The sequence below is a fragment of the Mesorhizobium sp. M7A.F.Ca.US.005.03.1.1 genome (assembly GCF_003997975.1).
Taxonomy (GTDB): domain Bacteria; phylum Pseudomonadota; class Alphaproteobacteria; order Rhizobiales; family Rhizobiaceae; genus Mesorhizobium; species Mesorhizobium ciceri.
This window is the reverse complement of record NZ_RZRO01000166.1, coordinates 1-8,266: the sequence shown is the minus strand read 5'-3', so window position 1 is coordinate 8,266 and position 8,266 is coordinate 1. Positions and strand designations below refer to the sequence as shown.

8 protein-coding genes are annotated in these 8,266 nt (G+C 60.4%); 1 reads left to right on the top strand and 7 read right to left on the bottom strand.

The features are described 5' to 3' along the window. Nucleotides 1–2,007: 2,007 nt before the first annotated feature. The 7 genes from EN990_RS34210 to EN990_RS34180 all read right to left on the bottom strand — a co-directional run bounded on the left by EN990_RS34210 (nucleotide 2,008) and on the right by EN990_RS34180 (nucleotide 6,101). Nucleotides 2,008–2,388: a DUF982 domain-containing protein gene (locus EN990_RS34210; RefSeq protein WP_024505614.1), complete on the bottom strand. Its 381-nt coding sequence runs from the start codon at nucleotides 2,386–2,388 to the stop codon at nucleotides 2,008–2,010. Between the two features lie 495 nt (nucleotides 2,389–2,883). Then, the gene (locus EN990_RS34205; protein ID WP_127367035.1) at nucleotides 2,884–3,252 is read right to left on the bottom strand and encodes an SPW repeat protein; all 369 of its coding nucleotides are present in this window, start codon (nucleotides 3,250–3,252) and stop codon (nucleotides 2,884–2,886) included. A gap of 30 nt (nucleotides 3,253–3,282) precedes the next feature. Next, nucleotides 3,283–3,606 carry an RNA polymerase rpb6 gene (locus EN990_RS34200; RefSeq protein ID WP_127367032.1) on the bottom strand — a complete coding sequence of 108 codons (324 nt, stop codon included), beginning with the start codon at nucleotides 3,604–3,606 and terminating at the stop codon, nucleotides 3,283–3,285. Nucleotides 3,607–3,617: 11 nt separating this feature from the next. Continuing rightward, entirely contained in the window at nucleotides 3,618–4,286 is a 669-nt protein-coding gene (locus EN990_RS34195) for an NADH dehydrogenase ubiquinone Fe-S protein 4 (RefSeq protein WP_245459338.1), read from the bottom strand. A gap of 170 nt (nucleotides 4,287–4,456) precedes the next feature. Further along, nucleotides 4,457–4,966, bottom strand: a complete 510-nt coding sequence (locus EN990_RS34190; RefSeq protein WP_013525023.1) for an Hsp20/alpha crystallin family protein — start codon at nucleotides 4,964–4,966, stop codon at nucleotides 4,457–4,459. Between the two features lie 73 nt (nucleotides 4,967–5,039). Continuing rightward, a complete protein-coding gene (locus tag EN990_RS34185) occupies nucleotides 5,040–5,510 on the bottom strand; it encodes an Hsp20 family protein (protein WP_127367036.1) in 471 nt (156 codons plus the stop codon). Nucleotides 5,511–5,747: 237 nt separating this feature from the next. Continuing rightward, a complete protein-coding gene (locus EN990_RS34180; RefSeq protein WP_127367034.1) occupies nucleotides 5,748–6,101 on the bottom strand; it encodes a hypothetical protein in 354 nt (117 codons plus the stop codon). A 286-nt stretch (nucleotides 6,102–6,387) separates the two neighbouring features. Between EN990_RS34180 and EN990_RS34175 the strand changes: the two genes are divergently transcribed. Then, nucleotides 6,388–7,728: a Do family serine endopeptidase gene (locus EN990_RS34175; RefSeq protein WP_245461868.1), complete on the top strand. Its 1,341-nt coding sequence runs from the start codon at nucleotides 6,388–6,390 to the stop codon at nucleotides 7,726–7,728. Nucleotides 7,729–8,266 lie beyond the last annotated feature (538 nt).

Here is an 8,266-nt window from a genome sequence, read left to right as displayed (position 1 = left end):
CGCTTACCGAGATGTGGATTGTGGGGGATGCGCACCATGTGTCGGCGATGACCAGTCGATGCCCGTCCGCGTGAACGTCTGCGCCCGCCGTCCTCTCGAGTCAACCTGGGGAGAATTCGACCATGGAACACAGTTTGGCTGAAAATAGCGGCGCGGCTCTCCCGCGATCGCCTGGGTCGCGGCGGCCCTTGCATGATATGGACCGTCTAGCTGCCGATAGTTGGGCTTCGCCATTTGCTCGGCTATAGTTAGAACCATCTATGGCTCAAAGCCCCTCCAGCATCATCGGTTCGCCGGCTCAAGGATCAGGTAAGTTCCGGCGCCACCTCAGTGATCATCCCACTGACGCGGAGGGAAGCCCGCTTTGAACTGCACATTTTACGTCGCGGACCCCATGTCGGTCTGGTCGCCATGTTAGCCGACGCTAAATCAGAGCGATGCGACACTTCTTGCTGGGCCTTACAGTCTGTCTCTATTGCACCACATTGCTTCGGGCCGAAGCATGGCAGCCCTTTGGCGTCCGGCAGCTTGGCTTTACATTCGATATTCCTCCAGGTTTCGTCCTCACCCAGCACTCGGATCAAGGCGCGGCTTTTCTGGGGCCGAGAGAAGCGTCCCTAGTCGTTTGGGGCGGACAATTGGGCAAAGCCAGTTTTCGCGCCGAGATCGAGCACCGCATGATAGAGGACAAAAAGTCCGGTTGGCGACTGACCTATCGGCGCATAACATCCAGATGGGCAAGCTACTCGGGTGTCAAGAATGGCGAGATCCGCTATGTCCGCGCAATCACGGTCTGCGGCGACCGCGCCGCGCTTTTCATAATTAATTACAGGAAATCGGAAAAGAAACCATATGACCTGTTGTCGTGCGGATGGTCCGGTCCCTGAAGGCACAGGGCTGCTAAGTGGGGGGTGGGCAACGCGGACTGCTGCGCCCTGAGCTGCGGCCGCGTGATCCGCACGCTCAGGCAGTCGGCCTTGCGGCTGTTTCCAAATGGTGCATCCCAGACGTGGGAAGACGACGCGGAGAGCATCTCCCGACCGCTTCCTGCAACGGAGGGGCGATCATTTCCATTACTATCGCCGTGTGCTCAGAGGGGTCAGAGACGAGAGCTGCGTGTTCGTGCGCCGCGCCCTCGACACCACTGACCGTATAAAATCCGCACGCCAGAGATTTTCGCGAGGCTGCTGACGATGCCTTGTAGGCATCGTTGATGCTGGGCGAAATCCACAAGCAGCGCGTGTCCGATACCGCCCATGCCGTGTCTCTGGATTTGTCTATCAGCCTCTCGCAGAGATATTGGTCGCCGGGCTCCTCGGCACGATCCTGCGGACTAGCCGAGAGCACGATAGGCGAGCCTGCCAAATCATCATCTGTTGACGCGGTCGGCGGCCGTCGAGAACAATACACACTGTCTATTCACCGCGCACTCGTTCGAAGACCGCATGAAGAACGGTAGGCTCGGCGAGGAGCTTCGGCGCATGTTGATGGGCTACCCGATCTACCGGCCGAAATATGGCGAGGACGGCGACATGAAGATGTGGCAACAGGAACTATGAAGATCGTGTGGCCGCTCGATCCTGGGATCGTATGACCCGCTGACGCACTGCGGCAAGACGTTCTTCCTTCGCCCAGTGGTCCTGCAAGGCGCGTTCCAAGTGGTCGTATAACGGGAGCCATGCCTCACCATGGTCACCTCGTGCCACAATGATTTCGGCGACGCGGTCGAGTACTCGCTCAATCCGCTGTGCCGTGACTGGTCGAGGCGTGGGCGAGTCTCGCCTCACGGCTTCGCCCGTCCGCAAGGCCATGAATGCACCATGCCTTATGTGTAGCGGACTTTTTTGGTGCAGTGAAGGCCTGCATTCGGCTTGAGCTGCAATCGGCGGCTGCGGCTTGCAGATGTGAAAGGCTCTTTGCTCATCGGGGTTGGCAGCGGGAGGGCGATCGTCCGCAGCCCCCGAATACGATAGCGCGAGTTGCCGGCGCAGCCCGTCCGTCATCTGGTCAACCGAGCCTCTCCTCCTCGTGAGCGCGTGGCAGATTGTTTGCTGCGGCGGCGTGATTGCCGCCGCAGAGAGTTTTAACGGTTAGTTCGTGTGCACTGCCAATCTTCGGCCCTGTCATCCAAGACGGCGCCAAGGGAACGTCTTCGATCACACCCACCCTGCGTGCCCAGGTCGCAAACGCCTTGTGCGCGGCCTCGACCGACTTGCGACCATCATACGCCGAGTAGCATGTATCACAGGCCGCTCCGTGGAGAAGGCCGCGCCTTTCGACCGGCCATTCTTCCAGAAATTCTATGGCATCCATGACGCAACCGATCTTTTTGAGGACGAAACTGTCATCTCGCACGAAAATCGGCTGTTTGAACGTAGCGCTCTCCATCGTGACCTCCCTTCAAGCCCTAAAGCGGCGCTTGTGGCTCTTCGGGTGACGCAGGATGATTCCTCGGCAAAACATGCCGGTCTGCGTGACGCCTTCGGCACAGAGAGGATATTGGAAATGGCTCTTTTCAGTTCAAGAGAGAATTGGCCGGCCGAGCCCAGCAGCCTCTTGGCAATTGGCACCTCATCCCGCTGCCAGCGCGTCTGTCCGCGAGGCCCTCGGCCCACCAACCTGCACGTCGGCGATCTTGCCGTCGCGTAGCAAGGCCTCTAACCGGCGTAGCAGTGTAGATAGACTGGAAGAGCATCAGCGCAGCGAAAGCAGCGTTGTGTTTTCCTTTACTCATGTCCATTGCGGCCACTCCACACAGCGCGGGATATAGGTCGTCAAACCGGAGCGCATCAATTCTGGCACGTCAACGCCTTCATCGCCGCCGGCATCGTCTCGCGAAAAAAAGAGCGGGCCCGGAAGAGTCGGACCCGCCAGCGGCTATGATCAGGCTGCAGAGAGCGGTCGGTCATTCGCGAGCCAAAGGCTGGCTGCTGCCAGGGCAGCAACCACAGCGCCAGCGATGGCGTGCGACCACATTGCTGCCGCCAGGCCGGCAAAGCCAAGCACCCAAGGTGCGGCCACAATCCACAGGCCGACGACAAGGTTCGCCCATTCCTCATATTTGTGGAACGCCACCAACGCGCGCGCTGCGATCAGAACGGTGATTACGCCCGCGATGAAGGCGTGCCAGACGGCAACAGCATCGGCAGCATAGCCAAGGAGCCAAGGCGAGAGCGCCAGCGCGATGCCGGCAAGGATGTTTACGACATCAAGCGCCCGCCTGCTGCTGTCGGAAGCGAGATTCTTCAACATCGTCATTCTCCTTTCCTGCGTTTCAGTACGTCAATGTACCGCCCTTGAGTCGAGGGCGGGTGCGGCAGCGGGCCTGTTCGGCCCGATGCCGCAAAGCTTCTTGGGTCCGGATTTGAAACGGACGCAGTCCTTCGGCGAGATCGGCTCAGTCAGGAGGAAGGGTTCGATCTCCCGAGGTTCGAACGAATTGCCGGCGATCTCACTCAATGCGAGATGCGGCCGGCTCTTCGGCCTGGCCGCCAGCCGGGGCGCTGCGCCGCGCGCCAGTGCGCGCGCCCGCCCTGCTGCCGCGACCGCAAGCGCGAAGGGGTTCGGGATGGTCCGTTGGGCGTCGAAGACGATCAGTGGGTCCATTCTTGCCTCCATCATGCGGCTATCCGGGATCGTACCGGGCTGAGCCGAGTCTGGAATCTCTGGGTACTGCCTTCCAAGGCCAGCAGAGCGAGCTCAACCTCGTCCAATCGCGTCGGACGTGCATTTTCCGGCATGCCTTCAGCGGTGGCCAGGTCGATCAGGTACTCGTTCCAGGCCCAGTTCTTGAGCACGGCACATTTCTCTTCGGGTGCGAGTACCGGGTCATCCACCACCTGCATCGGAGAGGCGTAGAATGTCTCGGGCTCGGAAAGCGCCGTCTGTATGTGCGCTGCCTCTGCACCAGCGCCATAGTTGTGGCTTGCCTGAAGCCATGCCAATAGTAGCCGTTGCCAAACCACGTCGGAAAAGGCGTGCCTCTCCTCCGATGCTTGCCTGTTGCTGACCTTGGCCTGAGAGCCAGAAGATGGAACCTGCACCACGTAGCTGAGGCCTTGGCGCTCCGCATAACGGATCGCCGCCTCCAGCGTCGGAAAATCCGGTCGAACCTGGGTCAGGGTGTCCCGGCCGCCCGTATAGCCCATCAGCGGCTCGATGAACGGGGCTGTGCGAGGTTCGAAGATCAATCGCCAGTCCTTACGGGGCTTTGCCGAGGTCGTGGCCGAGCGGCATGGCTGGTAGATCCGTGCCGTCACGCCGTCCGGAAACACTGACCGCCCCATTGACAAAGCCGGCTCGTCGACACGAGGCCGATTGTCATTGTCCGGCCGGCCGGAGGTCCTGGTTGGGCTTCTGATGTCGCTGCTTTGAACTGTCTCCATTGTCTGTCCCTCCTATCATGAAGGGTGGTACGAGCAGCGGCCGTTACGGCCGCTGCTCATACTGCCGTGCGTCAGTTCTTGCCGTTGATTGCGATCCGCTTGGCCTTCGCCTGCGCCCGCTCGGTCTTGGGCAAGGTCACGGTCAGCACCCCGTTCTTGAAGGCGGCGTTGACCTTGTCTTCCTCGACCTCGTAGCCGAGCGGAATGAGGCGCTCGAAGCGACCGTAGAAGCGCTCGGAGAACTGCCGGTCTTTGTCCTCGGTCTCGGAACGCTTCTCGCCTTTAAGCTTGAGCGCCCCGTTGTCCAGCAGGACTTCTATGTCGCTCTCGTCCAGGCCGGGTATTTCCGCCGTGACGCGGACTTCCTTGTCCGTGTCGGAAATTTCGACGCTGGGCCAAGTGGCGGCAAAAGAGGGACTGAAGGCCGGCAGTCTGGCGCCGAAGCTGCGGAAGGCGTCATCGAACAGCCGGTTTACCTCCCGGTGGAGGGAGACGAAGGGGTCTCGATCTCCATCAGGGAAGAGACTGGGCGCCGAGTTTCCGTTGCCCCGGCCCCATGGGATCAAATCACGTACGCTCATTGTCTTTCTCCTTTCGTAGGTCTGTGAGCCGGGCCGGACGCCCGGCTCAAGCGATGCCTTCATCGTGAATTGCTCAGGCCGCCAGCTTCTCGGTCTCGACCTTGCGGGCTTCGATCTTCGGAATGGGAGCCCCGCTGGAGATCTCGACCTTGCGCGGTTTCATCTCCTCGGGAACCTCGCGCTTGAGATCGATGCTCAGCAGCCCGTTCTCAAGGCTGGCGCCAGCAACTTTGACATGATCGGCCAGTTCGAACCGACGCTCGAAAGCGCGCCCGTTGATGCCGCGGTAGAGATACTGGCCGTTCTCATCGCCGGATTGCGACCCGCTCACGACCAGCATGTTGGGCTGGTGAGTGATGGTCAGCTGGTCCTGCGAGAAACCGGCGACCGCCATCGTGATGCGATAGTCATCATCATCAACCTTGGCGATATCGTAGGGCGGCCAGTTGTCGAACGAGGCCACACGGCTCGCATTTTCAAGCATGTCGACCATGCGGTCGAAGCCGATGCTGGACCGGTACAGGGGGGTAAAATCGAGGTTCATAACCACATCCTCCTTTGAGCAACATGGATCATAGGAGGCGCCAAGAGCCTTGCCGCCTCCTGGTCTTGCCGGCCCCATCAGGCGACCGGCGACCATCAATTTAGAATCGCGACTTGCACCTTCAAGAGGTATTAGGAAAATTTTCAGCGGCAATCCGGGCGAAACGCACCCATGCCACCCCCCGCCGGCGGGGTCACTCGCCGACGGGTCAATGGTTCACGAACAATCAGGTCGCGCTTAAATCCGATCGATGAATGGCACGAACCCGGCCACCATCGCGCTGTCACTGCCATCAGGACCGGCAAGCTCGTCCGATTGATCCAATTGTTGCAATGCATCCATGATCGCATCGAAGCTGACTGGTTCACCCGCCCCCGGCAGCATGCGAAGCGCTGGCACGGATTCTACCGCGCAGGCATCCGACGCCCATGACGAAAGGATGGCGCGCTTCTCCTGACCGTCCAGGGCAACGTCGGCCAAGACGTCGTGGGGATGTTTGAAATGCCGTGCCGGATGCAGCAATCGGTCCAGAAAAACATCGGGGGCCACGGGTTCAATCGAGGCAAAATGGGTCGAAATGGCTGCTTCCATTGATGGTCCTCCGCTTCAGACAATCTCCTGCGTGTTTGAGTTTGGCGGCTCTCGCGATTCCCGCCAGACGAAATTTTGGGACGTCTCAAGCAAGTTTCAATGGCTTGGCACGGGTCACATTTCCCGTGGTCAACGCCTTAGAACCATTTTATCCAGCCGGTGAAACAATCGGCGAGAATCTCAGTTCTGACGTCGGGCGAAAATCAAGGACCCGAATCCGGCAGGAGAACCAGTCATGTCTTACCTCTCTAGGAACTTGTGCATTGGCTTGATCACAGGAGCCCTGATGCTCTCGACTGGCGGCCTTGCTCCGGCCACCGCACAGGAAATTCCGAACGACTTCAGCGCAATCGTGCGTCAGAAGCTGCCCGCGGTTGTCGCCATCACGACCAGGCAGATCATCCAGGATCAAACGACGCTCAACGACTTTCTCAATCCCTTCGACGGAGGAGGGCGTATCCAGCCCCAGGTGCGGGAAGCACTCGGCTCCGGCTTTGTGATCAGTCCCGAAGGCTACATCGTCACCAATAACCATGTCGTCGCCGACGCAACTGAGATTCACGTCGTGTTCTCCGACAAGGAGACGGCGCCCGCCCGGGTGGTGGGCCGCGATCCGGCAACCGACATCGCGGTATTGAAAGTCGAGCCTCGGCCCAACATGACGGCGACGGCCTGGGGGGATTCTGACGCGATGCAACCAGGGGCCTGGACCATCGCCATCGGCAGTCCCTTCGGCCTCGGGGGCACGGTCACTGTCGGCGTCCTTTCTGCCCGCTCTCGCGATATCCAGGCCGGTCCTTACGACGATTTCCTGCAGACTGACGCCTCGATCAACAGAGGTAACTCGGGAGGTCCTTTGTTCAACGCGCGCGGCGAAGTCATCGGAGTCAACACGGCAATCGTGTCGCCGTCAGGCGGTAGCATAGGCATTGGATTCGCGGTGCCCTCGCGCACAGCTCGGACTGTCGTCGACCAACTGATCAGCACTGGCCGCATCGAGCGCGGCTTCATCGGCGTGCGTCTTCAGGAGATCACGCCTTCCATCGCCGAGGCGCTCGGAATGCCGGGCGCCAAGGGCGCGCTGGTTGCCTCGGTCGAGGCTGGCAGCCCGGCGCAGAAAGCGGGAATCCAGGCCGGCGACGTGATAACCCGGTTCAACGACAAGGACATCCAAGGCGTCCATGACCTGACGCTGGCGGCAGCAAGCCAGAAGCCGGGATCGAAAGTGACCGTAACAACGAACCGGGGCGGCACAAACCAGGAATTGTCGCTGACTGTCGATCGACGCAGGGACCAGGAGGAACAGACCGGTGCCATTCCAAGCCTGGGTACTGAGGACCAGCGCCTTGGTATGTCGCTGAGCGCCATTCCGGACGAAGCGCGCCAGCAACTCGGCCTACAGGCCGACACCACGGGCGTGTTCGTCCAGGATGTCGCTCCCAACAGTCTTGCGGCCGAAAGCGGCATCCGGCCCGGCGACGTCATCGTGTCGGCCAACAACCGAAACATGACCCAGCCGTCTGACGTCCGCGAGGAGTGGGCGAAATCCCGTCAGCAGAAAAAGCCAGTGCTGTTCCGTATCGACCGGCAGGGACAATCGCTTTTCGTTGCTGTGGCAAACTCCTGACTGACAGGCCAGAGACGGCGTCGCGATCTGTGCTGCTGGGCTGGCCCCCTACCGGAGCGCACCAGAGTTGTGAAGCCGATGAGCGGTATGTTTGAAGTGGCGGTCCGGCTCAACATGCGGCTGCGGGAACTGCTCTGCGGCTTTGCGCGCACGGTCGGCGACTCCGGTCGGCGAGGCGAAAGTCCTTACGTTTCGGCGCATCCGGCGACCACACAGGTGGACAACAAAAGCCTGCGATCCGCTTCTGAGCGCGTGTGCTTTTATCGATGTAAGGAACTTCGCGCCGCAGGTTTAGACTAGCGATCTCTGGCGTGTGAACGCAAGAGAAGTCGGCGATCTCCGAAATCGGTTGAGTGATCAATGCTGTAGCGTTGTCCAGTGGCCGGCTGAGCCGCACGAGGCCTGTGATGCCTGCTACTCGGCTACGATGGTCGGGAGTCTGGAGCCCACGCGCAAGACCGACTGAACTGAAACGGGCACAAAGGTCGGTTTCATCAAGGATGTGTCTGCAACGCTGCCGTGGATGACAGGGCCAAAT